Source organism: Nonomuraea sp. NPDC050153, assembly GCF_044460125.1.
Lineage (GTDB): Bacteria > Actinomycetota > Actinomycetes > Streptosporangiales > Streptosporangiaceae > Nonomuraea.
In genome coordinates this window covers 15,170-39,830 of the sequence record NZ_JBITJQ010000031.1, presented here as the reverse complement: position 1 = coordinate 39,830, position 24,661 = coordinate 15,170, and the positions used below count along the sequence as shown (strand labels likewise).

General features: G+C 71.7%; 26 protein-coding genes. 12 read left to right on the top strand and 14 right to left on the bottom strand.

Annotation, left to right across the window (positions count from 1 at the left end; genetic code table 11):
• Positions 1–35 precede the first annotated feature (35 nt).
• Positions 36–206 (top strand): DUF3073 domain-containing protein, encoded by a 171-nt coding sequence (locus ACIBQ1_RS47105; RefSeq protein WP_397287909.1) that lies wholly within the window; start codon positions 36–38, stop codon positions 204–206.
• On the opposite strand, the gene ACIBQ1_RS47100 is transcribed toward ACIBQ1_RS47105, so the two are convergent.
• On the bottom strand, positions 169–1,437 hold the full coding sequence (locus tag ACIBQ1_RS47100) for a cytochrome P450 (RefSeq protein ID WP_397287907.1): 1,269 nt from the start codon (positions 1,435–1,437) through the stop codon (positions 169–171). The genes ACIBQ1_RS47105 and ACIBQ1_RS47100 overlap by 38 nt on opposite strands.
• A 65-nt stretch (positions 1,438–1,502) precedes the next feature.
• Between ACIBQ1_RS47100 and ACIBQ1_RS47095 the strand changes: the two genes are divergently transcribed.
• Both ACIBQ1_RS47095 and ACIBQ1_RS47090 read left to right on the top strand, forming a co-directional pair.
• On the top strand, positions 1,503–2,099 hold the full coding sequence (locus ACIBQ1_RS47095; protein ID WP_397287905.1) for a TetR/AcrR family transcriptional regulator: 597 nt from the start codon (positions 1,503–1,505) through the stop codon (positions 2,097–2,099).
• A 74-nt stretch (positions 2,100–2,173) separates the two neighbouring features.
• Complete coding sequence (locus tag ACIBQ1_RS47090) at positions 2,174–2,740, top strand: NADPH-dependent F420 reductase (protein ID WP_397287903.1); 567 nt, start codon at positions 2,174–2,176, stop codon at positions 2,738–2,740.
• A 107-nt stretch (positions 2,741–2,847) separates the two neighbouring features.
• Here the strand turns inward: ACIBQ1_RS47090 and ACIBQ1_RS47085 are convergent, their stop codons facing one another.
• The 6 genes from ACIBQ1_RS47085 to ACIBQ1_RS47060 form a co-directional block, all read right to left on the bottom strand.
• The gene (locus tag ACIBQ1_RS47085; RefSeq protein WP_397287901.1) at positions 2,848–4,254 is read right to left on the bottom strand and encodes an LCP family protein; all 1,407 of its coding nucleotides are present in this window, start codon (positions 4,252–4,254) and stop codon (positions 2,848–2,850) included.
• Between the two features lie 133 nt (positions 4,255–4,387).
• Positions 4,388–4,654, bottom strand: a complete 267-nt coding sequence (locus ACIBQ1_RS47080) for a DUF6510 family protein (RefSeq protein ID WP_397287899.1) — start codon at positions 4,652–4,654, stop codon at positions 4,388–4,390.
• Positions 4,655–4,681: 27 nt separating this feature from the next.
• On the bottom strand, positions 4,682–5,395 hold the full coding sequence (locus tag ACIBQ1_RS47075; protein WP_397287897.1) for a ferredoxin reductase: 714 nt from the start codon (positions 5,393–5,395) through the stop codon (positions 4,682–4,684).
• 1 nt (position 5,396) lies between these two features.
• Positions 5,397–5,996 (bottom strand): sulfite oxidase-like oxidoreductase, encoded by a 600-nt coding sequence (locus ACIBQ1_RS47070; protein ID WP_397287895.1) that lies wholly within the window; start codon positions 5,994–5,996, stop codon positions 5,397–5,399.
• Positions 5,997–6,015: 19 nt separating this feature from the next.
• On the bottom strand, positions 6,016–6,675 hold the full coding sequence (locus ACIBQ1_RS47065) for a response regulator transcription factor (protein ID WP_355366781.1): 660 nt from the start codon (positions 6,673–6,675) through the stop codon (positions 6,016–6,018).
• On the bottom strand, positions 6,672–7,847 hold the full coding sequence (locus ACIBQ1_RS47060; protein WP_397287893.1) for a sensor histidine kinase: 1,176 nt from the start codon (positions 7,845–7,847) through the stop codon (positions 6,672–6,674). The genes ACIBQ1_RS47065 and ACIBQ1_RS47060 overlap by 4 nt, the downstream gene beginning before the upstream one ends.
• Before the next feature lie 166 nt (positions 7,848–8,013).
• Between ACIBQ1_RS47060 and ACIBQ1_RS47055 the strand changes: the two genes are divergently transcribed.
• From ACIBQ1_RS47055 to ACIBQ1_RS47040, 4 genes are read left to right on the top strand one after another with little or no spacing between them, the layout of a single operon-like run.
• Entirely contained in the window at positions 8,014–8,169 is a 156-nt protein-coding gene (locus tag ACIBQ1_RS47055) for a hypothetical protein (RefSeq protein WP_397287891.1), read from the top strand.
• Positions 8,166–8,555, top strand: coding sequence for a hypothetical protein (locus ACIBQ1_RS47050; RefSeq protein ID WP_397287889.1), 390 nt, complete (start codon positions 8,166–8,168; stop codon positions 8,553–8,555). The genes ACIBQ1_RS47055 and ACIBQ1_RS47050 overlap by 4 nt, the downstream gene beginning before the upstream one ends.
• The gene (locus tag ACIBQ1_RS47045) at positions 8,552–10,000 is read left to right on the top strand and encodes a multicopper oxidase family protein (protein WP_397287887.1); all 1,449 of its coding nucleotides are present in this window, start codon (positions 8,552–8,554) and stop codon (positions 9,998–10,000) included. The genes ACIBQ1_RS47050 and ACIBQ1_RS47045 overlap by 4 nt, the downstream gene beginning before the upstream one ends.
• A 57-nt stretch (positions 10,001–10,057) precedes the next feature.
• A complete protein-coding gene (locus tag ACIBQ1_RS47040) occupies positions 10,058–12,358 on the top strand; it encodes a xanthine dehydrogenase family protein molybdopterin-binding subunit (protein WP_397287885.1) in 2,301 nt (766 codons plus the stop codon).
• Positions 12,359–12,420: 62 nt separating this feature from the next.
• On the opposite strand, the gene ACIBQ1_RS47035 is transcribed toward ACIBQ1_RS47040, so the two are convergent.
• Complete coding sequence (locus ACIBQ1_RS47035) at positions 12,421–12,597, bottom strand: hypothetical protein (RefSeq protein WP_397287883.1); 177 nt, start codon at positions 12,595–12,597, stop codon at positions 12,421–12,423.
• A 204-nt stretch (positions 12,598–12,801) separates the two neighbouring features.
• On the opposite strand from ACIBQ1_RS47035, the gene ACIBQ1_RS47030 reads away from it, so the two are divergent.
• The 3 genes from ACIBQ1_RS47030 to ACIBQ1_RS47020 all read left to right on the top strand — a co-directional run bounded on the left by ACIBQ1_RS47030 (position 12,802) and on the right by ACIBQ1_RS47020 (position 16,239).
• Entirely contained in the window at positions 12,802–13,269 is a 468-nt protein-coding gene (locus ACIBQ1_RS47030; protein WP_397287881.1) for an ATP-binding protein, read from the top strand.
• A 119-nt stretch (positions 13,270–13,388) separates the two neighbouring features.
• Positions 13,389–14,738 (top strand): hypothetical protein, encoded by a 1,350-nt coding sequence (locus ACIBQ1_RS47025; RefSeq protein ID WP_397287879.1) that lies wholly within the window; start codon positions 13,389–13,391, stop codon positions 14,736–14,738.
• Positions 14,739–14,817: 79 nt separating this feature from the next.
• Positions 14,818–16,239, top strand: coding sequence for a WGR domain-containing protein (locus ACIBQ1_RS47020; RefSeq protein WP_397287877.1), 1,422 nt, complete (start codon positions 14,818–14,820; stop codon positions 16,237–16,239).
• 3 nt (positions 16,240–16,242) lie between these two features.
• Here the strand turns inward: ACIBQ1_RS47020 and ACIBQ1_RS47015 are convergent, their stop codons facing one another.
• Positions 16,243–17,610 carry an MFS transporter gene (locus tag ACIBQ1_RS47015; RefSeq protein ID WP_397287875.1) on the bottom strand — a complete coding sequence of 456 codons (1,368 nt, stop codon included), beginning with the start codon at positions 17,608–17,610 and terminating at the stop codon, positions 16,243–16,245.
• A gap of 85 nt (positions 17,611–17,695) precedes the next feature.
• Here ACIBQ1_RS47015 and ACIBQ1_RS47010 point away from each other — a divergent pair, with 85 nt between their 5' ends.
• Both ACIBQ1_RS47010 and ACIBQ1_RS47005 read left to right on the top strand, forming a co-directional pair.
• Complete coding sequence (locus tag ACIBQ1_RS47010; RefSeq protein WP_397287873.1) at positions 17,696–18,676, top strand: Lrp/AsnC family transcriptional regulator; 981 nt, start codon at positions 17,696–17,698, stop codon at positions 18,674–18,676.
• Between the two features lie 15 nt (positions 18,677–18,691).
• Complete coding sequence (locus ACIBQ1_RS47005; RefSeq protein ID WP_397287871.1) at positions 18,692–20,842, top strand: polysaccharide lyase 8 family protein; 2,151 nt, start codon at positions 18,692–18,694, stop codon at positions 20,840–20,842.
• Here the strand turns inward: ACIBQ1_RS47005 and ACIBQ1_RS47000 are convergent.
• The 5 genes from ACIBQ1_RS47000 to ACIBQ1_RS46980 all read right to left on the bottom strand — a co-directional run.
• Positions 20,839–21,594 (bottom strand): ATP-binding cassette domain-containing protein, encoded by a 756-nt coding sequence (locus tag ACIBQ1_RS47000; protein WP_397287869.1) that lies wholly within the window; start codon positions 21,592–21,594, stop codon positions 20,839–20,841. The genes ACIBQ1_RS47005 and ACIBQ1_RS47000 overlap by 4 nt on opposite strands.
• Complete coding sequence (locus tag ACIBQ1_RS46995) at positions 21,591–22,559, bottom strand: ABC transporter permease (protein WP_397287867.1); 969 nt, start codon at positions 22,557–22,559, stop codon at positions 21,591–21,593. The genes ACIBQ1_RS47000 and ACIBQ1_RS46995 overlap by 4 nt, the downstream gene beginning before the upstream one ends.
• Positions 22,552–23,781: a sugar ABC transporter substrate-binding protein gene (locus tag ACIBQ1_RS46990; protein ID WP_397287865.1), complete on the bottom strand. Its 1,230-nt coding sequence runs from the start codon at positions 23,779–23,781 to the stop codon at positions 22,552–22,554. The genes ACIBQ1_RS46995 and ACIBQ1_RS46990 overlap by 8 nt, the downstream gene beginning before the upstream one ends.
• Before the next feature lie 24 nt (positions 23,782–23,805).
• Positions 23,806–24,039 carry a hypothetical protein gene (locus ACIBQ1_RS46985; protein ID WP_397287863.1) on the bottom strand — a complete coding sequence of 78 codons (234 nt, stop codon included), beginning with the start codon at positions 24,037–24,039 and terminating at the stop codon, positions 23,806–23,808.
• A gap of 45 nt (positions 24,040–24,084) precedes the next feature.
• On the bottom strand, positions 24,085–24,661 hold a 577-nt coding region (locus ACIBQ1_RS46980), incomplete at its 5' end, for a patatin-like phospholipase family protein (RefSeq protein WP_397287862.1).

Genomic DNA, 24,661 nt, shown 5'->3' with positions numbered 1-24,661 from the left:
TTGGATAGCATGACAGCGGGGACTAGGGAGTAGCCATGGGCCGAGGAAGAGCCAAGGCGAAGCAGACGAAGGTCGCTCGCCAGCTGAAGTACACCAACCACAACATCGACTACGACCGGCTTCGCGAGGAGCTGGGCGCCGATGACCGTCGCGAGGAGATCTACCCGCCTACGGCGTCCGAGCAGGAGTCCGAGCGCGCGCAGTGACGCGGGTCAGGTTCGCGGGCGCGAGCGTGACGTTCTTCAGCCGCCTGGCCTCCGGTGCCTGATCGGGCGCCGTGAGCTCCAGGCGGTGCAGTACCTCGCGGATGATGACGCGCATCTCCAGCAGGGCCAACTGTGCGCCGACGCAGAAGCGCCGCCCGCCGCCGAACGGCATCCAGGCCCTGCTCTGGGGTCCGTCGATGAAGCGCTCCGGGCGGAACTCGTCGGGCTCGGGGAAGGCGGCGGGGTCGTGGTGCACGAGCGGGATGAACGGTCCGGCGTACCATCCGGCGGGGATCTCGTACTCGCCCAGCCGTAGCGGGCTGTCGAGCAGCCTCGGCGCCTCGTAGACGACCGGCCTGACCCGCAGCACCTCCTTGACCACCGCGTCGAGGTAGGACTCGTCGTCGGGGAGCCGGTCGAGGACCTCGGGCATGCGCAGGAGCCGCTCGAAGGCCCAGGCGAGGCCGGTGGCGGTGGTCTCGTGCCCGGCGAGGAGCATGGTGATCAGCTCGTCGCGGATCTCCCGGTCGTCCAGCTCGGTGTCCAGCAGGCGGCCGAGCACGTCGGTGCCCCCTGGCGCGGCCCGGCGGCGGCGGATCTCGTCGAACAGGATCGTGTCCACCTCGGCGCTCACCCGTACGAACCGGGGGTAGGGCCCGAACGGGATCCGGCGGAACATCTCCGGGAGCATGGGGATCAGCGGGGACCCGCCGGTCTCGATCAGAGGGGGCAGCAGCGCGCGCAGCCGGTCGACGCGCCCGGCGTCCCGGATCCCGAAGATCAACCGGATGATGATCTCCAGCGTGATGTCCTGCATGCGGTCGCGCAGCGCGAACGGCCTGCCCAGCGGCCAGGTCGCGATCCGCTCCGCCGCTATGGCCGCGATGTCGTCGCGGTAGCCGGCGACCTGCTTGGCGCGCAGCGGCGGGTTGAGCAGCTTGCGGTGCCGCCACCACGGGTCGCCGTCGAGCGTGAGGACGGAGTGCTCGCCCACCATGTGCGCGAGGAACTCGCGTCGCGCCTCGCCCGCGCGCCCGCCGCCGTGGTCGGTCCGGAAGACCTGCTCGGCGAGCTCCCCGGTGGTCACGTAGACCTCGGGCGGGAGACCGGTGAAGCGCACCGTGAAGATCGGCCCGTACCTGCGCCGGAGCCTGGTGAGCATGCCCGGCGCGTCCCGGATGAACCACGCCGTCTGCACCGCTGAGGGGAGTCTCGGCCCGGGAGGGATCATTTCGCACCTCTCTCGTATATGTACGTACGTCATAGACGCTTGTATATATCTGTAGCATGGATCACGTGGCACGAACAGAGGCCGGTGGATACCGGGAGAGACTGCTGGCAGGAGCGGTGAGCTGCCTGCGGGAGAAGGGCTATGCCCGTACGACGGCCCGAGACCTGGTCGCCGCCTCAGGCACCAACCTGGCCTCCATCGGCTATCACTTCGGCGGCAAGGACGCGCTGCTGAACGAGGCCATCGCCGAGTTCTTCGACCAGTGGATCGCCCAGGTCGAGCGGGCGATGTTCGGCTCGGCGGCGGGCAGCGCGCGGGAGATGCTGGAGCGCGCCATGACGGAGCTGGTCGACGCGTTCGAGGAGCTGCGGCCGCAGCTCGTGGTCTTCGTCGAGGGCTATCCGGCGGCGCTGCGCGAGGCCGCGCTGCGGGAGCGGCTGGCCGAGTCGTACGCCCGCTGCCGCCGCGCGGGCGCCGACATGGTGCGCAGGGCCGTGGCTCAGCTGGACGTCGAGCTGCCGGTCGCGCCGGAGGTCCTCGTGTCTGTGCTGGTGGCCATCACCGACGGGCTGCTGCTGCAGTGGCTGCTCGACCCGGCCGCCACGCCCGACGCCCGCCAGGTCGTCGACTCCCTCGCCGCTCTCTCGTCGCTCATCGCGTAGCAAGCCTCTGACCTGGGGAGGAATGTCTCACGGCGGGGGCCGGGGAGTTCCTTCGGTGACGAGGTGATCAAGACATGCGTGTGGCAATCGTGGGTTCTGGAAGGCTGGGCGTGCCTCTCGGCCGCCTGTTCTCGACGGGCGGACACGAGGTGTTCTTCAGCGACGCCGACCCCGCCCGCGTGGAGGCGGCGACGGGCGCGACCGGCGGGGAGGCCAGGGGCGGCCCGCCGGCCGAGGCCGCGCGGTTCGGCGAGGTCGTCGTGCTGGCGGTGGGGTGGGAGGCGTTCCCCACCGTGGCGGCGGAGCTCGACGGGGCGCTCTCCGGCAAGATCGTCGTCGACCCCAGCAACCCGATCGCCGAACGGGACGGCCTGTCCGTGGTGGTCGCCGTCCCCGGCGGGCTCACCAGCCCGCAGTACCAGCACCACGTGCTCGGGGCGGAGGTCCGGCTGGTGCGGACGTTCAACACCAAGTGGCCCAAGGAGCTGCTGGCGCTGGGGACGGTGGGGCAGCGGGGCGGGTCGCGGGCCGACATGCCTTACTGGGGGGACGACGAGGCGGCCAAGAAGGCGGTGGTGCCGCTGATCGAGGACGCCGGCTTCACCGCCATCGACGGCGGGGGCCTCTCCGAAGCCCGCTGAGCCCACCACCCCCGCGAACCCCCGCTCCCGGCCCACCACACCACACCGCGCCGCGCTGGCGAGGTGGGCCCGGCGCCGTCGTGCTGCGGTGCGCCGGGTGGGTGGGGTCAGGTGGCGCAGGTGTCGTGGGTGGCGTCGAAGCCCTTGATGGACTCCGTGTCGTCCGCGCGCAGGGGCTTCAGGCCCGTCCAGTCCGAGCCGATCACCAGCACCAGCCGGTTGGTCTGCGCCGCCGCGACCTTCCTGAGCGTGGACGTCTGGAGGTCGTTGGTGAGGGTGGGGACGCGGGTCTCGCCGTTGGGGCCGTACAGGACGGTGGTCTTGGGCTGCGGTTTGCGGGCCGAGTCGCCGATCTTGGTGATGTGGTAGCCGCGCTGTTCCAGAGCGGCGGCCACCTGGGTGCCGAGGCCGCTGCGCCAGGTGCCGTTGCGGAGCTCGATCTGGACCTTCGTCCGCCCCACCTTGGTCTGGCCGCCCTTGACGCCCTGGAGGCTCTGGTCCCTGGCCACGATCTGGAACAGGTGGCCGGCCTGCGGCTGCACCCACTCGACCCGGCCCGGCTGGGTGAGGGAGTAGTGCCAGGGGGTGGTGATGAAGCGGATCTGCCCGGCGTTGAGGCCCTGGAGGCTGGTCGCGAGGTCCTTCATGACGCCGATGCTCAGGCCGCGGTCGGTGGTGACCGCCTTGGTGCCGGCGTCGAGGATGCCCAGCAGCTTGGCGGGGTCGGTGAGCGTCTCGCCGCTCATGATCTTCTTGACCATGGACGCGATGAACATCTGCTGCCGCTGGATGCGCCCGATGTCCGAGCCGTCGCCCATGCTGTAGCGGGCGCGTACGTAGCCGAGTGCCTGTTCGCCGTTGAGCGTCTGCCGCCCGGCGGGCAGGTGGAGCAGGGCCTTCTTGTCGTTCACCGGCTCGGGCAGGCAGATCTGGACGCCGCCGACGGCGTTCACCATGCTCTTGAAGCCGGTGAAGTCGACCTTCACGAAGTGGTCGATGCGGATGTGGGTGAGCGACTCGATCGTCTTCCAGGTGCAGGCGATGCCGCCGGAGTTGAACGACTCGTTGATCATGCCCAGGTGGGGCTGCTGGCCGGGCAGGCCGCCGGTGGCGCGGCAGGCGGGCAGCTGGACGAGCGAGTCGCGCGGGAAGCTGACGACCATCGCGTTGTCGCGCTTGGACGACACGTGCGCGAGCATGATCGTGTCGGTGCGCTCGCCCGCGATGTGGTGCCCGTACTTGGCGTTCTTGCCGTCGCGCTGGTCGGAGCCGACGACGAGGACGTTCATGGCGGTGCTCGCGACCTTGGGCGGCCGGGTGGCGCCGAGGTCGTCGGCGGTGACGTCGATGTGTTTGACGTTGCCGGTCAGCTTCGCGTAGACGCCGACGGCGACGCCCGCGACCAGGAGGACCACGGTCACGGTGACCGCGATCGTCCAGCGCAGCCAGCGGCGGCGACGCCGGGGTGGCGCGCTCGGTCCGGACGGGGGCGCGTCGACTAGCCCGCTGCTCACGTGACTCCAGAGGGACGGGGCCTTGGGCGCCGCCCATGGCCAAGAGCCTCGCCGTACAGATCTCGGCCGGTTGAACGTGCCCGAGTGTACTCAGTCGGGCACGTTCATGAGGAACGATCTGTCCCCAACGTCGTCAGTCGGGCAGGTCAACGCGCAGTGAAACCGTGCCGCGCAGGTCGAGCCAGGCTCGGCCCGGGGCGCGTACCAGCCGGAGGATGACCTCCTCGCAGCCGGGGCACCGGGCCACCAACCCGGGGTCGGGGCCGTACACGCGGAGCGAGGCGACCGGGCCCGCGAGCCCGCAGCTCGCGCAGCGGCCGGTGGCGGCGGTGACGTCCACGGCGAAGATCTCTCCGAGCGGGCCCGCCAGCGCGTTGCCGTCGAGGTGTTCCGCGGTCATGTCGGTTTCTCCCCTCTCTATCCGGAACTATCCGAAACGTTCGGTACGGATGCGCTCGGGCGCGTGGCCCAGCGCGAGCAGCAGATCGGCCGCCGCCTCCACGAACCCCGTCGGCCCGCACACGTAGCAGTCTGGCTCGAAGGTCGCGGGCCAGCCGCCCTCCGCCAGGTCGTCCAGCATGATCCGGCTCGCGGGGCGGGACGTGCCCGGCGGCGCGGACCTGGTGTAGAGGTAGGCGATGTCGAGCCCGGGGTCGGGGCGGCGCAGCTCCTCGGCGTAGTAGCGGCGGCCCGGGTCGCGCAGCGAGTAGAGCAGGCGGAACGGCACCCGGCTGCCCGCCTGCCGGCGCGCCCTGATCATCGCCATCAGCGGCACGATCCCCGAACCGCCGGCCACCAGCACCACCGGCGCCTTGCTCTCCGGCCGCCAGACGAACCAGCCGCCCACCGGGCCGCGGAGCTCGATCCGGTCGCCGACCTCGATGACCTCGGTCAGGTACGGCGAGACCTCGCCGTCCGGGGCGGTCTCCACGGTCAGCTCGACGAGGTCGCCGTCGGAGGGGCCGGCCAGCGAGTAGCTGCGCTGCGCGGTGTAGCCGTCCTCGGCCGTCAGCCGCACGTCCACGTGCTGCCCCGCCAGGTGCCCCGGCCAGTCGGGCACCCGGAACCGCAGCGTGCGCGCGGTCGCGGTCTCGGTGACGATCTCGGCGAGCTCGGCGGCCCGCCAGACCAGGCGGCGCATGTCAGTCGCCCTCGTAGCGCTGCTCGCGCCACGGGTCGCCGTAGTTGTGGTATCCGGCGGTCTCCCAGAAGCCGGGCCAGTCCTCGTTCAGCAGCCGGATGCCGCGTACCCACTTGGCCGACTTCCAGAAGTAGAGGTGCGGCACGATCAGCCGGGCCGGGCCGCCGTGCCGCGGCTCCAGCTCCTCGCCGTCGAAGCGGTGCACGATCCACGCCTTGCCGTCGAGCAGGTCCTCAAGCGGGAGGTTCGTGGTGTAGCCGCCGTACGAGTAGACCAGCGCGTATTCGGCCGTGCTCTCGACGTCCTCGAAGAGCACGTCGAGAGAGACGCCCTCCCAGGTGGTGTCCAGCTTGGTCCACTTGGTCACGCAGTGGATGTCGACCGTCGGCGTCTCGCTGGGCAACGCCGTGAACTCCGGCCACGACCAGCGATGGGTCTGCTCGGCCTCCGTGTCGATGGCGAACTCCCACCGGTCCAGCGGCACCCGCGGCGTCGGCCCGGCCGACAGCACGGGGAAGTCGTCCACCAGGTACTGCCCCGGTGGCAGGCGGTGGTCACCCGGCCGGTGCCGGCCGCGGAAACCGCGCGAAATGATGTTCACGCCTCATTTCATCATGGGGTCAACTCCGGCGCGGAGCGACCAGGCCCGACTCGTACGCGAAGACCACGAGCTGGGCGCGGTCGCGTGCCCGCAGCTTGGTCATGGCCCTGCTGACGTGCGTCTTCGCGGTGGTCGGGCTGATCACCATGTGCGCGGCGATCTCGTCGTTGGACATGCCGCGGGCGACCAGCGCGGTCACCTCGCGCTCGCGGTTGGTGAGCACCTCCAGGCCCTGCGTCTCCGGCTCGGGGCGGCGGGCCACGTACTCGCCGATGAGGCGGCGCGTGATGGCGGGGGACAGCAGCGCGTCGCCGCGGGCCGCGACCCTGACGCCCTGCAGCAGGTCGGCGGGCTCGGTGTCCTTGACCAGGAACCCGCCCGCGCCCGCCCTGAGCGCGTTGAAGACGTACTCGTCGAGGCCGTAGTTGGTCAGGATCACGACGTGGACCCCGCTCAGCCGCTCGTCGGCCGCGATGCGCCGGGTCGCCTCGATGCCGTCCATCACCGGCATCTGGATGTCGACGAGCGCCACGTCGGGCAGGTGTTCGAGGGCGAGGGCGAGGGCCTGCTCGCCGTTGGCGGCCTCGGCCACGACCTCGATGTCGTCCTCGGCCTCCAGCAGGGCGCGGAAGCCGCCGCGGATGAGTGCCTGGTCGTCCACGAGCAGCACGCGGATCACGTCGGTTCCCCCAGTGGAAGCTCTGCGCGTACGGTGAAGCCGCCCTCCGGGCGGGGCTCGGCCCGCAGTCGGCCGCCGAGCGCCGTGACGCGCTCGCGCATGCCGAGCAGGCCCACGCCGGGCACGGGCGGCGCGTCCACGCACGCCCGTCCGTCGTCGTCCACCTGCACGACCAGCTCGTCGCCGCCGTAGTCGATGCGTACGGCCGCCGCCGCCCCGCCCGAGTGCCTGGAGACGTTGGTGAGCGCCTCCTGGACGATCCGGTACGCGGCCCGGTCCACCTCGGGCGGCAGGTCGTGCCGTTCCCCCGAGACCGTCACCGTGGCCGTCAGCCCGGTCGAACGGGCCCGATCCACCAGGTCGTCGAGCCGGTCGAGCCGGCTGTCCAGCGGCCCGGAGCCGGCGTCGTCAGGGTTGCCGGCGTCGTCGGGGGCGCCGGGGTCGCGCAGCACCTCCAGCGTGGCGCGCAGCTCGCGCATGGCGTCCCCGCTGGCCTCCTGGATGGCCAGCAGCGACCCGGGCACCTCCTCGCCCCGCTTGCGGGCCAGGTGCACGGCCACGCCCGCCTGCACCTTGATGACCGAGATGCTGTGCGTGAGCGAGTCGTGCAGCTCCCTGGCGATCCTGAGCCGCTCCTCGCCCGCGCGCCGGCGCGCGACCTCCTCACGGGTGCGCTCGGCCTCGGCGGCCCGCTGCTCGGCCTGCTCCAGGTACGCCTGCCGGTGCCGGGTGACCGTCGCCGCCACCCCCGAAGCCAGGAACCAGCCGAGCAGCAAGATCGTTCCCTGGACGATGTCCTTGGGGCTCTGCCCGGTGACGGTGGCCAGGTCCGCCGTCAGGGTGGCGCCCAGGAACACCAGGCTCACCAGCGCGGCCGGCAGCCGGTGCCCGGCCCATACCGAGCTGAAGACCGCCACCATCACGGGGAAGGCGGCGGGCGGGCCCGGCTGGGCGTGCACGGAGAAGACGAGCATGCAGGCCGTGCCGACGAGCAGCGGCACCAGGGGCGCGCGGCGCCAGGCGACGAGGGTGAGCGAGCCGACCAGGACGGCGGCGAGGTCGAGGACGCCCGCCTGCGGCGTGACCAGCACGATGACGGAGAGCATCGCGGCCACGACAGCGGCGAGCGCGCCGTCCAGGGCGAGTGGCCGCCATCCGTGCAGAGAGGTCATTCCTGCACATTAGAGCCTTGGCCGGGACACGATCCTCCGCGCCTGGATGTAATTCCCGGCTACTCCCGGCGCAGTACTTCGCGCGAAGGTGCGCCCGGGGCGGTAGGCGCAGGAGTCGACCAGGGCACGACGCCCTGGAGCAGGAGAAATATCACGATGTCCAGCTATGGAGACACAGTTTCGTTATGTCATCCCGGTGGAGCCGCAGGCCGCCACCGGCCGGGTGGCCCAGGTCTACGCGCAGCTCGCCGACGACTTCGGCATGGCGCGCATGGCGGTCTTCCTCATCACCGGCTCGGCACTCACAGGAGATCGATCATGACCGCGCAACACACCCTTGCCGTCCGGCCGGTGACCTGGCACATGCGGGCGCTGACGGCCGTGGCGGCCCTGCACGTCGTCGCGCTGTTGCTCCAGGCGGTGACGGCGGGCCTGCTGCTCTCCTCGCCCGGCGGCCGGGCGCTGCACATGGCCTCGGCGGTCGCCCTGCTCGCCGTCGGGCTCGCGCACGTCGTCGCGGCGATCCTGGTCCGGTGGCCGGGCGGGGGGAGCGCGAAGTACATCCTTCCGGCCGTGGCGCTGCTGGTGGCCACGGTGGTGGTGGCGATCCTCGGCACGGCCCACATGAAGGCCGTGCACGTGCCGCTCGGGGTGATGATGTTCGGCGGCGGGGTCGTCCAGCTCGTCAGGGCCACCTCCCGGTCATGACGCCTACACGACGAGACGCGCTGCGGCTGCTGGGGCTGGGCGCGGTGGCGGTGGCCGCCGTTCCGGGCTGCTCGCTGCTCGCGGGCACCCCGCAGCCGCAACTCCTGGCGAGCGCGGCGCCGCTGCCCAAGCCGTACGCGGTGCCGCTGCCCGTCCCGGAGGTCGCCAAGCCGGTGCGCAGCGCGGGCGGGGCCGACTTCTACGAGCTGACCGAGCGGGCGGCCGAGGTGGAGGTGCTGCCCAGCCTGCGTACCGGGATCTGGGGGTACGGGGGCACGTTCCCCGGCCCGACCATCGAGGCGCGCGCCGGGCGGCGGACCGTCGTGAAGCTGGTCAACCAGCTCGGCGAGCCGACCGTCCTGCACCTGCACGGTGGGCACACCCCGCCCGAGTCCGACGGTTTCCCCACCGACCTGGTGGCGCCGGGGGCGTCCCGCGAGTACGCGTTCCCGCTGGAGCAGCGGGCCGCCACCCTCTGGTACCACGACCACCGGATGGACTACACGGGGCCGCAGGTCTGGCGCGGGCTGGCCGGGATGTTCCTGGTGCGGGACGCGGAGGAGGAGGCGCTGCCGCTGCCAGCCGGGGAACGCGACCTGCCGCTGCTGATCTGCGACCGGTCGTTCGCCGCCGACGGCACGATGCTGTATCCGGGGCTGGGGGACCGGCCGGGGGTGCGGGAGGCGTACATGGGGGGCGTGCTCGGGGACGTGATCCTGGTGAACGGGGCGCCGTGGCCGGAGCTGCGGGTGGCCAGGGCGCGGTACCGGCTGCGGCTGTGCAACGCCTCCAACGCCCGGACGTACGAGCTGGCGACGGGCGGGCCGATGGTCCGGATCGGCACGGACGGCGGGCTGCTGGCTCGGCCGCGTACGGTGCGGCAACTCCGGCTGGCGCCCGGTGAGCGGGCGGACGTGGTGATCGATTTCTCCGCGTACCAGGTGGGCCGGCAGGTCGAGCTGCGGAACCTGGCGGGGGAGGGCGCGCAGGGCAGGGTCATGCGGTTCGCCGTGGATCGGGACGGGAGCGACGATTCGGCCGTGCCCGCGCGGCTGTCCACGATCGAGGCGCTCGATCCCGGGAAGGCGACGGTGACGCGGGAGTTCGAGTTCAGCGATGGGGGCATGGGCTGGTTGATCAACGGCAAGCCCTTCGATCCCAAGCGGATGGAGGCCAGGCCCAGGCTGGGCGACGTCGAGGTCTGGCGGCTGACCAGCGACGTCGCCCATCCCGTGCACCTGCACCTCGACCACTTCCAGGTGCTGACGGTGAACGGCGAGCGGCCGCAGGGGCCGCCGGAGTGGAAGGACACCGTCGAGCTGCGCGAGGCCCAGACCGTCGAGATCGTCACCAGGTTCACCGACTACCGGGGACGGTACGTGCTGCACTGCCACAACCTCGAACACGAGGACATGGCGATGATGGCGGCCTTCGAGGTCGTCTGAGGTGCCTGGCCGCGGGGGTCATCGACAGGCTGCCCGGGCGCACTCAGAATCGGGACCATGGGTGAGCCTTATGTCGGCGCCAGGACGCCGCGGCGGGAAGACGCCAGGTTGCTGACCGGCCGAGGCAGGTACGTCGGGGCGGTGCGGCTGCCGGGAACGGTCCACGCGTACGTGGTCCGCAGCCCCATCGCCCACGGGCGGCTGCTCGGCTGCGACGCCAAGGCGGCCTGGGCGGTCGAGGGCGTCCTCGACGTCATCACCCCGCAAGACGCCCCCGACCTGCGCCTGCCCTGCGTCCACCTGTCCCCCGGCCAGCGGATGAGCTCCTACCGCGTGCTGGACGACGCCATCAGGTACGCGGGCCAGCCGCTCGCGGTCGTCGTCGCCCGCACCCCCGAGGCCGCCAGGGACGCCGCCGAGCTCGTCGACCTCTCGCTGGACGAGCTGCCGGCGGTGGTCGGGACGGAGCGGGCGATGCGGGACGGGGCCCCACTGCTCCACCCGGAGTGGGGCACGAACGTGCTGACCGACTTCACGATGGGCGACGAGGACTGCGCCGCCTTCGTCGAGGGAGCCGCGCACGTCGTGGAGCTGACGTTCACGATGGGCCGGGTCTCGCCGTACCCGATGGAGCCGCGCGGCGTGGTGGCCGCGTACGCCGACGACGAGCTGACCGTGCACATCTCCTCGCAGGCGCCGCACCACGTGCGCGAGCACCTGGCGGGGGCGTTCGGGCTCGACCTGGACCGGGTACGCGTCATCAGCCGCGACACGGGCGGCGGGTTCGGCGGCAAGGAGCACGTCTATCCCGACGAGGCGCTCATCTGCCTGGCCTCGATGCGGCTGGGCCTCCCGGTGAGCTGGTCGGAGTCGCCGGGCGACCGGCTGGTCGCCACGCTGCCGGCGCGGGCCGCGACACACCGGGCGCGGCTGGCGCTCGACGGGGACGGGCGCTTCGTGGCGCTGTACGTGGACGTGGTCGGCGACATCGGCGCGCATCCCTCGAACGTGGGCGCGTCGACCGCCGCGGTGACGGCCACCCTGCTGCCGGGGCCGTACCGGTTCGACCGGGTGGCGGTCCGCGTGCGCGGCGTCGTCACGAACACCACGCCGACCGGCTCCTACCGCGGGTTCGGCCAGCCGGAGGGCAGCCTGACCAGGGAGCGGCTGATCGACGAGGCGGCGCGTCGGCTGGGCGTCGACCGGGTCGAGCTGCGGCTGCGGAACATGCTGGGGCCGGGCGAGCTGCCGTACACGAACCGCGTCTATCAGCGGTACGACTCCGGCGACTACCCGCACGCCCTGCGCACCCTGCGCGACCTGGTCGTCCCCGTCGAGAAGGCCGACGGGCGCAGGCGCGGCATCGGCTACTCCTGCCACGTGGAGACCACCGGCATGGGGCCCTCGAAGGAGTTCAAGGACACCGGCATCCAGGCGGGCGGCTACGAGGCGGTGTTCCTGCGCATGGAGCAGGACGCGTCCGTGGTCGTGTCGTCGGGGGTGGTGTCGATCGGGCAGGGCATCGAGACGGCGCTGGCCCAGCTCACGGCCGACCGGGTGGGGGTGCCGATCGAACGGGTGCGGGTGGTGCTGGGGGACACGGCGACCACGCCGTACTCGTCGGTCGGGTCGATCGCCAGCCGGTCGTTGGTGGTCGGTGGCGGGGCGCTCACCAGGGCCGCCGCCCGGCTGCGCGGCAAGCTCGTGGCGCTGGCCGCGCACCGGCTGGAGGCGGCGCCCGACGACCTGGAGATCGCCGACGGCGCGGTGCGGGTGAAGGGCGACCCGGCGGCGTCCGTCACGCTGCGGGAGCTGGCCACGTCGGCGTGGCGCGGCTGGGACCTCCCGGACGGGGTCGAGCCGGGCCTGGAGGTACGGGTCACCTACGACCCCGACGCCTACACCTTCGCCTACGGGGCCCATGCGGCCGCCGTTGCCGTGGACCCGGAGACGGGGGCCGTCGAGGTGGAGCGCTACTGGGTCGTCAACGACGCCGGGGTGCTGGTCAACCCGGCCGTGGTGGAGGGCCAGATCCGCGGCGGCGTGGCCCAGGGGATCGGCCAGGCGCTTACCGAGGAGATCGTCTACACCCCCGAGGGCCAGCCCCTCACCGACTACTTCCTGCCGACCACGCGGGAGGTGCCGGACATCGAGGTCGTGATGCTGGAGACGCCGTCGCCGCTGACGCCCGGCGGGATGAAGGGTGTGGGGGAGTCGGGCACGATCGGTCCTCCGGCCGCCATCGCCAACGCCGTGGCCGCCGCCCTCCCGGAGATCGCCGGCCGGGTCACCGACGTCCCCTTGACCCCGTCCTACGTCTGGTCCCTGCTCGCGGGAGAGGCCGGGCAGGCCCGCTGAGCCGGGTCGCGTCGCCGGGCCACGGCAGCGGCGACGCGAACAGGATCCTCAGGTGCCGGTCGTCATGGCCGGGTCCACAGGATGTCCTTCAACTCCTTGCCCGCCCTCGACAGCGCCTGCTCCAGCGCCTGCATCCCGGCGGGCTTGGGTTTCGGCGGCGGCGCGCCCCGCCGGCCCGCTCGGGGGGTGGCGGCGGGGGGCTGGGCGTCGATCTCGGGCGTGTTCTCGTCAGTGCTCATGGCAGAGCCCATACCCGTCGTTTCGGACGGGCGGCTAAAAAGAATTGCGATTTCTCGCCGAAGATTCGACCCAAAAGGCCTCCTCGTGCGTACAGGTTTCGACGGCCGTGTACGTCAACCCATAGGCAGGTCCTCTTGTTGAGTGAATCGCGCATTCGCTGCCCCTCTGTCCCGGAAGCCCGGCAAACACAGGAAAGAGATGCCATGGCCACGCTGCGATCAGCTCGTCGGAGCCGGATGCAGTACGTCTGGCCGCTGCGCGAGGACGTCCGGACGGTCGGTCACGCGCGGGCGGTCATCCGCGATGAATTGTCGGCACTCTCCCTTTGTTCGGACCTCGTTGACGATGCCGTCCTCATGGTGAGCGAATTGATCACCAATGCCTTGATGTACGGCGACGCCCCTTACGAACTGGTCCTGCACATCGACGCGAAAGAGATCATGTGCGTGGTCCTGGACAGCAGTCCGCTGCTGCCGGAGCCCGCCCCGCCGGACGAGCGGGCCGAGCACGGGCGCGGGCTGCGGATCATCGCCAGGCTCTCCGACGGCTTCTACGGCTGCCATCCCCAGCGCTACGTCACCCACCCCGAGCTCGTCGGCAAGGCCACCTGGTTCGCGCTGCCGCGGAACGGCGCGTCCGGCAACGTGGTGCCGCTCCGTGCAGGAACGTGAACATACAGATTTAAGTCAGGAAAAATCGGGACTTTCCGACAAAATCCGGTTAATGTGTCAGCCGCAAGCTGGGGATGATCTTCGTTGCGTGACGAAGCCCCGGCAGTTCTGGAGGCTGAATGTCAGGCTGGAACTTGCGGACCGGCGCGTCGACGGCGGCACTCGCGCTCGTCGCCACCACGCTCGCCACGACCGTGGCAACGGGCACCGCATCGGCGGCCGCCGCCGTCTACTACGTGGACTCCGTCAACGGCAACGACTCCGCCTTAGGCACCACGGAGGCCACCGCGTGGAAGACCCTCACCAAGGCGACGGCGGCGAATCTGCCCGCCGGCGCCAAGCTGCTGCTGAAGCGCGGCAGCACGTGGAAGGGGCAGCAACTCGCCATCACCGAGAAGGGCACCGCGCAGGCCCCGATCGTCGTGGACACCTATGGCACGAGCACCGCCAAACCGATCATCTCCGGGGACAACGAGGCGTGCGTGAGCCTGGAGGGTTCCTATATCGAGGTCTACAACCTGCAAGTGGGAGTGCCCCGGGACGACGGCCGCTGTGAGTGGGCCGGAGTCAAGGTGACGGGCGACCACAACGTCGTCGAGCGCAACTACATCACCGGCGCCGCGGCCGGGGTCTACATCGCGCCGAAGGCGCAGTACAACGCGGTGACGGCCAACGAGTTCGTCGACAACAACTTCATGAGCAAGAACACCGAGGAGCCGGGCAACGACGACTCGGGCGCGTTCGCGATGCTCGTCCAGGGTGACAACTCCGACATCGGCTGGAACGACATCCGCGGCTCGATCGCGACCAGCTATGACTACGGGTTGGACGGCGCGGCCGTGGAGATCTTCCTCGGTTCCGGCAACCGCATCCACCACAACATCGCGGTGGACAACGAGACCTTCACCGAGCTGGGCACCAGCAAGGACGTCGACGAGAACGGCGACCCCGCGGACCCCGACGGCACCTCGGGCAACGTCTTCGAGTACAACGTGATCACCGGCCCCAAGACCGGCGCGGCCCTGGTGACCCGCGGCCCGCAGGAGCCCGGTGAGGACCCCGACCCGAACGGGCCCGTGCTGGGCACCGTGTTCCGCAACAACTCCGTGTACCTGACCCAGGCCGACTCCCAGGGCGTCGTCTGCGACGCGGGCTGCACCAACGCCCACCTGTCGATGTCGCAGAACGTCATCCAGGTCGTGAAGAAGACCGCCTACGGCCCGAACGTCACCGACAGCCACCACAACGTGTTCTTCGGCGCCGCGCAGCACCAGATGGGCGGCCACGACAACGTCACGGCCGACCCGCTGTTCGACCTCTCGAACGCCGAGAACCCGCTGAGCCTGCGTGCCGGGAGCCCGGCCATCGATCTCGGGATCACCAAGTTCAGCGACGACGACGTGACCGGCCGGGCGATCGACGGCAGTGACGGCGCGGTCGACGCCGGGGCGTACGAGTACGACAAGTAAGTCCCTGCGGTTTGTCGCCGCCGTCCTCTACTCTCCGGGGCAAGTGATCAGGGCCCGTTAAATCAGGAGAAGCGCGGACATGACCTATCTGGAGTTGTCAGAGGACGGCGGCGGATCGCACAAGTTCTACGACGTGACCGTGGCCGGCACCCGCGTCACGATCACGTACGGACGCATCGGCGAGGCCGGCCAGACCAAGGTCACCGACTTCCCCACCGCGGCCAAGGCCCAGGCCGCGGCCGCCAAGAAGATCGGCGAGAAGACCCGCAAGGGGTACGCCCAGGCGGTCCGCGGAGTGCGCCAGCGCCGGGCCATCACCCACCGGGCCATCGCCAGCACCACCTCCACCGCCCAGCAGGCGCCGGTCCTGTGGCGCTTCGACAGCGGGGCGTCGGCGTTCGGGATCTTCGTGGACGGCGAGCGCTGCTGGGTCGGCAACCAGCGCGGCGACGTCTACACCGTCACCCACTCCGGCACCGTGACCGGCCGCTTCAGGCTCCCGGACGGCGTCAAGTGCATCGTGGCCGACGACTTCTGGATCTACGCGGGCTGCGACGACGGCCGCGTGTACGACCTGAGCGGCAAGGTGCCGAGGTCCGCGTATGAGATCGCCGCCGACGTGGACATCTACTGGCTGGACATCCACGACGGCGTGCTCGGCGTCTCCGACCGCGCCGGCGGGGTCACCACGATCGACTACGAGGACGAGTTCCAGTGGTCGCGCAACGGCGCCGGCGACTCGGCCTGGATGGTCAGGTGCGACGAGGACTCGGTCTACCACGGGCACTCGAAGGGCGTAGCCCGCTACGAGGTCGAGGGCGGCACGCCTGTCTGGCAGACCGCCCTCGGCGAGCAGGTGCTGTTCGGCTGGCAGGAGGCGCACTCCGTCTACGCGGGCACCGCCCGCGGCTCCGTGGGCCGGGTGATCCGCCTGGCCAAGGGCGACGGCCGGATCGAGGCCGCCTACCAGTGCGACGGCGCCGTCTACTCCTGCGCCACCTCGCCGGGCGGCCGCCACGTCTTCGCCGGCGACAACCATTCATCGGTCTACTGCTTCGACGCCTCGGGCGAACGGCTGTGGAAGCTCGGCACCGGCTGCGGCTCCGCGTTCTCCATGCAGTTCCTGGACGACCGCCTCTACATCGTCACCACCGACGGCTCGCTGGCCTGCATCGACGCGAGCGAGGCGGCCATCGCCGCGGCCCGCGCGGGCAGCGTGCCGCAGCCGCTCGACGTCAAGGCGGCCGCGTCGCTGCAGGTCGTCGAGCCGTCGGTGACGCTGGAGACCACCACCGACGCGGGCGACGGCGTGGTGGTGGAGTGCGTCAGGGACGGCGAGCGGCTGCGGGTCCGCGTCGTCACCCCCGGCTACGAGTCGTGGAACGTGCAGTTCCCCAAGGACGTCCGGGAGGCCGGGGCCCGCTACCTCGTCGACGGCGTGCGCTCCGCCGGCCGGGGCGGCTTCTACCGCGCGTACGGTGAGATCCGCCGGCTGCTCTGACGCTCACGCCGCTTTCGCCGGGCGGACGGTGGCCAGGACCAGGAGCCCCGCCGCCAGGCCGGTGACGGCGCTCGCCCGGTAGACGTCGTCGAGCGCGGCGTACGGGGCCAGGCCGTCCTGGTACAGGATGCCGAACACGGCGATGCCGAGCGCGTACCCGAGCTGCCTGGCCGTGTTGACGGTGCCCGCGGCCATGCCCGCGCGCTGTCTCGGGGCGTGCGCCATGGCGGCGGAGTTCAGCGACGGGATGGCCAGCCCCACGCCCACGCCGGTCACGATCAGGCCGGGCACCAGCGCGGTCCACGACGAGTCCGCATCGAGCGTGCCCTGGAGGAACGCGCCCGCGCCGATCAGCAGCAGCCCGCCGCCGATCGCCGCCCTCGGGGACAGCCCGGGAAGGAGCCGGGCGGCGGCGATCGAGGTCACCAGGGAGGCGAGGGCCATCGGCGACAGCGCCAGCCCCGCCATCATGGGGCCGAGGCGGAGGTCCTGCTGCAACCAGAGCGAGGTGAACGCGAGGCAGGCGAACGCGGCAGGCACGAGCAGCGTGGCCCCGGTCATGATGCCGCTGAACGAGCGGTTCGCGAAGAGCCTGAGGTCCAGCATGGGGTGCTCGACGCGGGTCTCGATGACGGCGAACACCGCGAACGCCACCGCCGCCGCGGCCAGCGGCACGAGCGTCCGCGCCGACGTCCAGCCGTGCTGCCCGACCTCGATGAGCCCGTACGTGAGCGCCCCCGCCGCCACCGTGAACGTCACCATGCCCGGCCAGTCGAGCCGCCCCTTGCCGGGCATGCGCGACTCCTCGACCGTGCGCAGGGTCAGCCAGACGGCGCCCAGGCTGATGGGCAGGTTCACCAGGAAGATGGCCCGCCAGTGCAGGTGCTCGGTGAGCAGGCCGCCGAGCACGGGGGCGATGGCCGCGGCGGCCCCGCTGACGCCGCCCCACACGCCGAACGCGATGCCGCGCTGCCTGCCGTGATAGGTGGCGCTGACCAGGGCCAGGGTCGTGGCCATCATGGCGGCCCCGCCCGCGCCCTGGACCACGCGGGCGGCCAGCAGCACGCCGCCGCTGGGCGCCAGCCCGCAGGCCAGCGAGGCCAGCGCGAACACGATCAACGCCCACAGATAGACCCTGCGCTGTCCCGCGTGGTCGGCGAAGGAACCGGCGGCGAGCAGCAGGGCGGCCAGGGCCAGCGCGTAGCCGTCCAGCAGCCACTGGGTGCCGGTGAAGGACATGTGGAGGTCGTCGATGATGTCGGGGAGCGCGACCATCACGATGGTCACGTCGACGAGGAGCATGAAGGCGCCGGTGCACGCGGCCACCAGCGGCCACCAGCCGGTCCTCGTCGCTACGGAGGTCTGGGTCATGGCGAATAAGGTCGAGCCTGCATGGGGATATTCGCCAGTAGAAGCGGTACTTCTGGTGGTTTTCCGCGCGAGCTAGCCTGTGACGGTGAAAAACATCACGCTGGACGAGGTGGACCGCGGGCTCCTGCACGCGCTGCAGGTGGACGGGCGGGCCTCGTTCAGCCGCATCGGCGAGGTGCTCGGCGTGTCCGACCAGCGGGTGGCCCGCCGCTACCGGCGGCTGCGCGCCAGCGGCACCGTACGCGTGGCCGGCGTCGTGGACGGGCGGCGGCTCGGCTTCGAGTCGTGGTCCATCAGGTTGCAGTGCACGCCCGACGCGGCGGTCCCGATCGCTGAGGCGCTCGGGCGGCGTTCCGACACGTCCTGGGTGCATCTGCTGTCCGGCGGCACCGAGATCTCCTGCAACACGCTCCAGCGCACGGCGAAGGAACGCCAGTCGCTGCTGCTGGGCAGGCTCGCCAAGACCGACCGCGTGCTGTCGGTCACGGCACACCGGACCCTGCACATGTTCGTCGGCGGGCGGGTCGGCTGGGCCGGGCTGGCCGCGCTCTCCTCCGAGCAGGTGGCGGGCATCGAGGAGGGACGGGCGTTCGCCCGCCATGCCGGGGAAGAGGAGATCACCTTGGGCCCCGGTGACGACGCCCTGCTGGCGGCGCTGTCGCGGGACGGCCGGGCCTCCTACGGGGACCTGGCCGCCGTGACGGGCTGGTCCGAGTCGACGGTCCGGCGCCGGGTGGAGCAGCTCTACGCGGCGGGGGCGCTCTTCTTCCACCTCGACGTGATGCCCGTGCTGCTGGGCCAACGGGTGGAGGCGCAGCTGTGGATGTCGGTGCCGCCGGCCGACCTGGACGCCACCGGGCGGGCGCTGGCCTGGCACCCGGAGGTCGCGTACGTCGGCGCGACGACGGGCCCCGCCAACCTGATGGCCAACGTCGTGTGCCGCGACGACGCGGCGTTCTACCGCTATCTGACCGAGAGCCTGGGCGCGTTGCCCGCGATCGGGCGCATCGAGACCGCGCCGATCATCAGGACCGTGAAGCGGTTCGGGGCCGTGCTCCCGCTCTGAGCCGATAATCGAGGCGTGCACCGGCCAACCAGGCGCTCGTTCCTCCGGCTCGGCGGCGTGACCGCGGCCGGGGCGCTGGGCGCGCTGGTGCCCGCGGCCCCCGCGCTCACCCCGGACGACTCCTTCCTCCGGTTACGCCGCCGCTGGCTGGAGGTCACGGTGGGCGGAGGGTACGACCCGGCCGCCGAGCCGTACCGGACCTGGCTGGCGAAGCTGGGCGGGACGGCGGCCCGCCACCGCGACACCATGGCTCCCGGCCGCGCCTCGCTCTGGCCCGACCAGGCGTTCCCCTCCTTCGTGGCCACCCCGCGGCGGCTGCGGGCCATGGCGCGGGCGTACGTGCTGGAGGGCACCGGCCTGACCGGCGACGCGGGGCTGGCGGCGGCGGTCGCGGAGGGCGTGGACCACTACCGGCGCAACGTGTACGCCGACGGCGCCGAGGCGACAGGCAACTGGTGGCACTGGCAGATCGGCGTGCCGAAGGCGCTGCTCGACGCGGCGGTGCTCGTCGGGCTGCCCGAGCCGCAGGGCGCGAGGCTGCGGGACGCGGTCGACCACTTCGTGCCGGAACGCCGGCTCGGCGCCTACCGGGGCAACAGCACCGCGGCCAACCGCGTGGACCTGTGCCTGGTGATGCTGCTGCGGGCCATGCTCGGGTCCGACTACGGGAAGGCGGCGCTGGCGGTGTCCGCGCTCGCGCCGGTGTTCCGCGTCGTCGGCGAGGGCGACGGGTTCTACCGGGACGGGTCGTTCATCCAGCACACGCACGTGCCCTACCAGGGGGCCTACGGGGTGACGCTGCTGTCGGGGCTGGCGACGCTGTTCGCGGTGCTGCGGGGCACGCCGTGGGAGGTCTCCGACCGGAACGTGTTCGACATGGTCGAGAGGTCGTTCGCCCCCTTCGTGCGCGACGGCGCCTGCATGGACCTGGTCCGCGGCAGGGGAGTCGCCAGGAAGCCGTTCGGCGACCACGAGCGGGGGCGGGAGATCGCCGCCGCGGTCCTGCTGCTGGGGGAGGGTGCCCCGGCCGCCGAGCGGGCACGCTGGCAGGCCATGGTCAAGGGCTGGGCGGCACGCGACACGTACCGGCCGATGCTGGCGCACCCCGAGCCCGCGTTCCACGCCCGGCTGGCCGCGGTCGTGGGCGACGCCTCCGTGCCGGCGGCGGAGGAGCCGGTCGGGCACCGGCTGCTGCCGATGAGCGCCAGGGCCGTGCACCGCAGGCCGGGCTGGTGCGCGGCGCTCAGCATGGCCTCCTCCAGGATCGGCCACTACGAGCACGGCAACGGCGAGAACCTGCGCGGCTGGCACACCGGCTCGGGGATGCTCTATTGGTGGGCCGCGGGCCACGGCGACCAGTATTCGGACGACTTCTGGCCCACGGTGGACCCCTACCGGCTGCCCGGGACGACCGTTTCCACCAAGCGGCTGCCCGACGGCGCGGGCGGCGCCTGGGGCGACACCTGCCCGCCGGGGCGGTGGGTGGGCGGGGCCACGGACGGCACGTACGCCACCGTCGGCCAGCACCTGAACGGCCTGGAGAGCACGATGGAGGCGTTCAGGTCGTGGTTCTTCCTCGACGACGCGATCGTGTGCCTGGGCGCGGGCATCACCGCGGAGGACGGCGTGGCCGTCGAGACGGTCGTGGACAACCGCAGGACCGGCGCCCCGCTGACGGTGCGGGAGGGCTGGGCCCACCTGGAAGGGCACGGCGGCTACGTCGTGCGCGGGCCCCTGCGCACGTCGCGCGAGCGCCGCACCGGCGGCGGCGTGACCCGCGACTACGTGACGCTCTGGCTCGACCACGGCGTCGACCCGCGCTCGGCCGGGTACGTCTACCTGCTCCTGCCCGGCGCCGGGCAGGAGGAGACCCGCGCGCGGGCCGCCGACCCCGGCTGGGTGCGCGTGCTCGCCAACACCGACCGCCTGCAGGCCGTCCACGTGCCTTCGCTGGGCCTGACCGCGGCGAACTTCTGGGAAGCCGGGAGCGCGGGCGGCCTGACCGCCTCGGCCCCGTGCGCGGTGCTGGTGCGCGCGGGCACGCTGACCGTGTCGGACCCCCGATGCGACCTCGACGAGCTGAGCGTCACGTGGGCGGGGGAGACGTTCACCTTCGCCGGGCTGGCCGGCGAGGAGGGCGCCTCCACGACCGTACGGCTCCGCTAGGCGCCGCCGCCGCGCGCCCTGCGGTACTCCCGCACGACCAGGTCCGTGAGCTCCTGCAGCGAGGTGTCCGCGGTGGGCTTGTCGAACGTGATCGTGCCGTGCTGGAGCAGGTTGACCCGGTCGCACACCTCCAGGATCTGCGCGTAGTTGTGCGCGATGATCACGACGGACACCTCGCCGCGCGCCTTGAGGTCGCTGACCAGGTCGAGGATCAGCGCTCCCTCCTTGGCGCCCATCGCGGCCAGCGGCTCGTCCAGCAGCAGGATCCGCGAGCGCGAGTAGACCGAGCGGGCGACCGCGATGGCCTGCCGCTGCCCGCCCGACAGCTTGGCGACCTCGACGTCCACCGACGGGATGCGCACCCCCATGGCGTCCAGGTGCTCGGTGGCCAGGCGGCGCATGCGCCGGTTGCTCAGCAGCCGGGCGAACCCGACGTGCTCCCGGCCCAGGAACATGTTGTGGTAGACGCTGAGCTCGTTGATGAGCGCGAGGTCCTGGTAGACGATGTCGATCCCCAGCGACCTGGCCTGCCGCACCGACTTGAGCGTCACCTCCTCGCCGTCGAGCAGGATCCGGCCCGAGTCCGGCTGGTGGAACCCGCACAGGAGCTTGACCTGCGTGGACTTGCCCGCGCCGTTGTCGCCGATCAGGCCGAGCACCTCGCCCCGCGCCAAGGTCAGGCTGACGTCCCGCAGCGCGGTCACCGCCCCGAACCGCTTGGACAGCGACTCGGTACGCAGGACCTCGGTCATGTCCGTCCCGCCCTTCGCAGCCTGGTCAGGGAGACGTTCGCGATCATGGAGAGCAGGATCGCGCCGCCCAGGATGAGGAAGTAGGGGTTGGCGGAGATGCCGATGAGGTTCATGCCGTTCTGGAGGATGGCCAGGACGAGGGCCCCGATCGCGCCGCCGACGATCGTCCCGGAGCCGCCGGCCAGCGCCGTGCCGCCGATCACCGCGGCCGACACCGCGGTGAACATCAGGCCGGTGCCGCCGCCGATGTTCGGGTCGATGGTGTGGATCCGGAACGCCTCGATCAGCCCGGCGAACGCCCCCAGAGTCCCGCCAATCATGAAATTTCCGATTTTGATGCGCGCGGTTCGTACGCCCGCCTCCGACGCCCCCAGCGGGTTGCCCCCGACCGCGATCGTGTGCAACCCCCACCTGGTACGCGTCAGCAGCACGTGCAGGACGGTCACGATCAGCGCGGCCCACGCCAGGTGGGCCCACGGAAAGGCGCCCAGCCACGATCCGATCGTCCCGTCCACCGCGGCGGGGATCTCGGCGGGGTAGGCGTGCGACGTGGTCAGCACGATGCCGGTCACCGCGTAGAAGGTGCCCAGCGTCGTCACGAACGACGGCACCCGCAGCACCACCGTCACGAACCCGTTCACGAACCCGATCGCGGTCCCCGTCAGCAGCGCCAGCAGGATCGACGGCAGCGCCGGGAACCCCCAGAAGTCGATCGCGTAGTGCATCATGAACGGCGCCAGCGCCGCCACCACGCCGACCGACAGGTCGATCTCCCCGCTGACCAGCAGCAGCACGGTCCCGCACGCGACGATGGCCGTGGGCGCGGCGGCCTGGGTGATGTTGACCAGGTTGTCCCCGGTCAGGAAGACGTCCGTGACCGACATGAAGTACAGCCCCAGAGCGATCGCCACCACCAGGACGCCGGCCTCCCGGTGTTTCAGGAACTCCTCGCGGACCCTACGCATGGGCGATGGCGCCCGAACGTTCCACCAGCTTCTGCGCGGTGTCGGAGCCCTCGAAGCGGGTCTTGGTCGTCTGGTACGGGCCCACGTTGTCCTTCGTCACGAACAGCAGGCCCGTGTTCGTCTCGGAGGGGAACAGCAGCCCGCCGGACAGCTTGTAGAGGTAGAGGTAGAGCACCGGCAGGAAGCCCTGCAGGTAGGGCTGCTGGTCGATGGTGTAGTCGAGGTCGCCCGCCTTGATCGCGGCCAGCGTCTCCGGCACCAGGTCGAAGCCTCCGGCCACCTTGAGGCCCTTGCTCCGCATGTTGTACTTCTTGACCGTCTGCCCGATCGACTGGGTGGAGCCCGCGTCCACGGCCAGCATGCCGGCCAGGTTCGCGTGGCCCTGGGCGTAGGCGTCGATGATCGACAGGCCCTTGGTGACGTCGGCGTTCGTACCGACCGGGGTGAACCTGACGGGCTTGCCCGAGTCCTTGATCGCCTGCTGGGCGCCGTCGATCCTGGGCTGGATGTTCAGCGCTCCGGGGGTGGCGATGAAGCCGACGACCTCGCCCGAGTCCACCTGCTGGAGCGCACGCCGGCCGAGGGCGTAGCCGGACTCGTACAGGCCCTGCCCGATGTAGGCCAGCCGGCTCGTGCCCTTGTCGTCGCGGGCGCCGTCCGCGTTGTACGACACCACGGGGATGCCCGCGTCCAGCGCCCGGTTGACCGGGTCGCGGAAGGCCGCCTTGTCCACGACGGCCACCGCCAGCCCGTCGGCCTTGGCCGAGATGGCGGTGTTGCAGGCGTTCACCATCTCGGCCACGATCGAGTCCTTCGAACCCGTCCACTGGAACTCGGTGCCGAGCAGCGCGCACGCGTCCTGGGCGCCGTACTGGGTGGGGGTGAAGAACGGGTTCGTGGTGACGTGGCAGACCAGCACGAACTTCCACTTGGGTGTGGCGGGGAAGTCCCCTGGCGCCGCCGCCGCGCCGGTCCCGCCGCTCGCGGCGGGCTTGTCCTGGCTGGACGTGCACGCCGCCAGCAGGGCTGAGGCCGCGGCCGACGCGCTGGCCAGCCCCGCGCCGGTGAGCAGGCGCCGCCTGGCGATCGGGGTGAGCCTGAGGGTGTCGACCGCTTCTTCGACCTTGGGGTGGATCTTCTTCATCTGCACGACCTCGCGTTCCTTGCGGATCGGTGGTGCGCGGCCCATCGACCGGGTCTCGTGAATCGCCCCCTTCCGCAAGTGAACTCCTTGATGCCGGTCATGTCAGGACACGGTTTGGCGTACGTCCTCGCTCGGTCGCAGGCCCAGCTCACGCATGACGAAGGCCAGCCAGTCCGTCTGCTGCGCGACGATCGTGCTCCAGTTCGTGCCCCCGTGCCCGGCGTCCGCCCAGACGCGCAGGAGCACCGGGTGGGAGGCGGTGGTGGCGGCCTGCGCCCTGGCGGCGAACTTGCGGGAGTGCTCCCCGATCGTCCATCGACGCGCGTCTTCGCTCACGCACCCGACCGTAGAACCTCCCGTGGCGGGAGGTTCAAGAGCCGATCACCTCCAGTGGGCGGCCACCCGGGTGACCGCGGAGCGGCCTTGGGCGTATCCGGCCCGGGCGCTTGGAGCGCGCACCTCCGGGGAGAGGGGGTCGGCGCCGGCGGCGGCCAGCGAGTCGGCGTCCGGCTCGATCACCTCGACCCGGCCGTCGAGCGCGGCCCAGGACGGCTCACCGAGGTCGGGCATCGGGGCCAGCACCAGCACCTTGTCGAACCCGGCCGCGAAGTCGGAGTTGGTGCTCGTACGCACGCCGCCGTCCATGTAGCGGACCCCGTCGATCGTCACGCACGGCCACACGCCGGGCACCGCGCAGCTGGCCGCCACCGCGTCCACCAGCCCCACCCCCGACCCCGGCTCGAACAGCCTGGGCTCGCCGCTGACCGCCTCGACCGCCACGATCACCAGGTCGCGCTCCGGCCACTCGTGCACGGGCAGCCGGGCCCCGATGACCTCGCGCCGCCTGGCCTCGCTGATCGTGTCGGCGGCCAGCGAGTCGGCGTCCGGCTCGATCACCTCGACCCGGCCGTCGAGCGCGGCCCAGGACGGCTCACCGAGGTCGGGCATCGGGGCCAGC

Coding starts and splice junctions, on each gene's coding strand:
- ACIBQ1_RS47105 (WP_397287909.1), top strand. CDS start 36: ATGGGCCGAGGAAGAGCCAAGGCGAAGCAGACGAAGGTCGCTCGCCAG.
- ACIBQ1_RS47100 (WP_397287907.1), bottom strand. CDS start 1,437: ATGATCCCTCCCGGGCCGAGACTCCCCTCAGCGGTGCAGACGGCGTGG.
- ACIBQ1_RS47090 (WP_397287903.1), top strand. CDS start 2,174: ATGCGTGTGGCAATCGTGGGTTCTGGAAGGCTGGGCGTGCCTCTCGGC.
- ACIBQ1_RS47080 (WP_397287899.1), bottom strand. CDS start 4,654: ATGACCGCGGAACACCTCGACGGCAACGCGCTGGCGGGCCCGCTCGGA.
- ACIBQ1_RS47075 (WP_397287897.1), bottom strand. CDS start 5,395: ATGCGCCGCCTGGTCTGGCGGGCCGCCGAGCTCGCCGAGATCGTCACC.
- ACIBQ1_RS47060 (WP_397287893.1), bottom strand. CDS start 7,847: ATGACCTCTCTGCACGGATGGCGGCCACTCGCCCTGGACGGCGCGCTC.
- ACIBQ1_RS47055 (WP_397287891.1), top strand. CDS start 8,014: ATGGAGACACAGTTTCGTTATGTCATCCCGGTGGAGCCGCAGGCCGCC.
- ACIBQ1_RS47050 (WP_397287889.1), top strand. CDS start 8,166: ATGACCGCGCAACACACCCTTGCCGTCCGGCCGGTGACCTGGCACATG.
- ACIBQ1_RS47045 (WP_397287887.1), top strand. CDS start 8,552: ATGACGCCTACACGACGAGACGCGCTGCGGCTGCTGGGGCTGGGCGCG.
- ACIBQ1_RS47040 (WP_397287885.1), top strand. CDS start 10,058: ATGGGTGAGCCTTATGTCGGCGCCAGGACGCCGCGGCGGGAAGACGCC.
- ACIBQ1_RS47035 (WP_397287883.1), bottom strand. CDS start 12,597: ATGAGCACTGACGAGAACACGCCCGAGATCGACGCCCAGCCCCCCGCC.
- ACIBQ1_RS47030 (WP_397287881.1), top strand. CDS start 12,802: ATGGCCACGCTGCGATCAGCTCGTCGGAGCCGGATGCAGTACGTCTGG.
- ACIBQ1_RS47025 (WP_397287879.1), top strand. CDS start 13,389: ATGTCAGGCTGGAACTTGCGGACCGGCGCGTCGACGGCGGCACTCGCG.
- ACIBQ1_RS47020 (WP_397287877.1), top strand. CDS start 14,818: ATGACCTATCTGGAGTTGTCAGAGGACGGCGGCGGATCGCACAAGTTC.
- ACIBQ1_RS47015 (WP_397287875.1), bottom strand. CDS start 17,610: ATGACCCAGACCTCCGTAGCGACGAGGACCGGCTGGTGGCCGCTGGTG.
- ACIBQ1_RS47000 (WP_397287869.1), bottom strand. CDS start 21,594: ATGACCGAGGTCCTGCGTACCGAGTCGCTGTCCAAGCGGTTCGGGGCG.
- ACIBQ1_RS46995 (WP_397287867.1), bottom strand. CDS start 22,559: ATGCGTAGGGTCCGCGAGGAGTTCCTGAAACACCGGGAGGCCGGCGTC.